The sequence below is a fragment of the Oribacterium sp. oral taxon 078 str. F0263 genome (assembly GCF_000469565.1).
Classification (GTDB): Bacteria; Bacillota; Clostridia; order Lachnospirales; family Lachnospiraceae; genus Oribacterium.
On record NZ_KI273093.1, the window covers coordinates 36,352 to 38,099 of the forward strand.

Genomic DNA, 1,748 nt, shown 5'->3' on the forward strand with positions numbered 1-1,748 from the left:
CAGGACGCTCTCGCTCCGACTGCCGCGACCAGCGGCGCGTAAGCGATTTTGAGGAACCAAATCGCTAAGCGCCGGGGCGTCAGACGGCCTGCTTTTCGGCAGACAAAACGTCAGATCGGCGACAGGAATCGGAAGTGCTCCGAGTCTGCCTGATGGCAGACTTCTACGCTTGCGGGTCATGGGCGGATTATTGTATAATTCCGGATATGATCAGGGATAAGCAAAGACAGCTGAATCAGCTCCATGTCCTCTTGGACGCACTGGTGCTGGCGGGGTCCTACGGTTTGGCATGGTACTTCGCGATCGAGTCGCCGATATTCCCGGAGGGGCATGGTGTACTTCCGCCGCGGGTTTATTTCAGCGCGCTCTTTTTCCTGATCCCGGCCTTTCTCTTCCTCTACTGGATCTTCGGGCTCTACCGCCCGAAGCGGACGATGGGCCGAAAGGCAGCTTTTATCCGGATCCTCCAGGCGAACGGTGTGGGAGTGCTGCTCTCCGCTTCACTGCTCTTCGCTTTTCGAAAGACGCTCTATCTGGATCACTTCAGCGCGAGGATGATCGCCCTCTTCTTCGCGATCAATGTCTTTTTCACTACGCTGGAGCGCTTTGGAATCCGCAGGATCCTGTCGGGGCTTCGGAAGCGCGGCTTTAATCAGAAGCATATCCTGCTGGTCGGCTTCTCGGAGGTCTCGGACCGTTTCATCGACGCCTGTCGGAGGAATCCCGACTGGGGCTATCATATCTATGGGATTGTCGATGATCTGGCCGACACCGGGAGCTCCTACCGCGATGTCAAAGTGATCGGAAAGATCACTGCACTGTCGGAGCTTCTCTCGAAAAATACGATCGATGAGATTGCGATCACCCTTCCCCTTGCGGCCTATGAGAAGCTTGCCGGGATCGTCTCCGTCTGCGAGAAATCCGGTGTTCACACAAAATTCATCCCGGATTATCAGAACGTGATTCACTCAAAGCCGATGACAGAGGATATGGACGGGCTGCCCGTCATCAATATTCGAAATGTCCCGCTGACGGATCCCCTCAATGCCGCTATGAAGCGGGCGATGGATATCGCGGGATCTCTTGCCGCGCTCTTCATCTTCAGTCCCATTATGCTGACGGTGGCTCTGCTCATCAAGCTCGGGTCCCCGGGACCTGTGATCTTCCGGCAGGAGAGGGTCGGTCGCCACAATCGCCCTTTTATGATGTATAAGTTCCGTTCCATGGTCCAGCAAAAACCGGAGGAGGAGAAAAACGGCTGGACGACACCGGGGGACCCCAGAGTTACGGGCATCGGGAAATTTATCCGGCGCACCTCCATCGACGAGTTCCCCCAGCTTTTCAATGTCCTGATGGGACAGATGTCCCTCGTGGGACCGAGGCCGGAGAGAACCCAGTTTGTGGAAATGTTCCGGGAGGAGATCCCCCGCTATATGGTAAAGCATCAGGTAAGGCCCGGCATGACCGGCTGGGCGCAGGTGAACGGCCTCCGCGGGGATACCTCCATACCGGAACGCATCCGCTATGACCTTTGGTATATCGAAAACTGGACTCTGGGGCTGGACATCCGCATCCTATTCCTCACGATCTTTAGAGGCTTCGTGAACAAAAACGCATACTGAGAAAAGACTTTCCTGAGCCGCGCCCGAATTGACAATTCCGCCCGTCGACATTATGATATGATTCCAGTGTCGAAAGTCTGCTTCCACGACATGCTTGCATGGGAGAGGAAGCGAGACTTTAGGACA

Annotated in this window: 1 protein-coding gene; it reads left to right on the forward strand. The window is 55.5% G+C overall.

The annotated features are described in order from the left end of the window. Positions 1–206: 206 nt before the first annotated feature. A complete protein-coding gene (locus tag HMPREF1986_RS02680; RefSeq protein WP_036598961.1) occupies positions 207–1,622 on the forward strand; it encodes an undecaprenyl-phosphate glucose phosphotransferase in 1,416 nt (471 codons plus the stop codon). Positions 1,623–1,748: the final 126 nt, after the last annotated feature.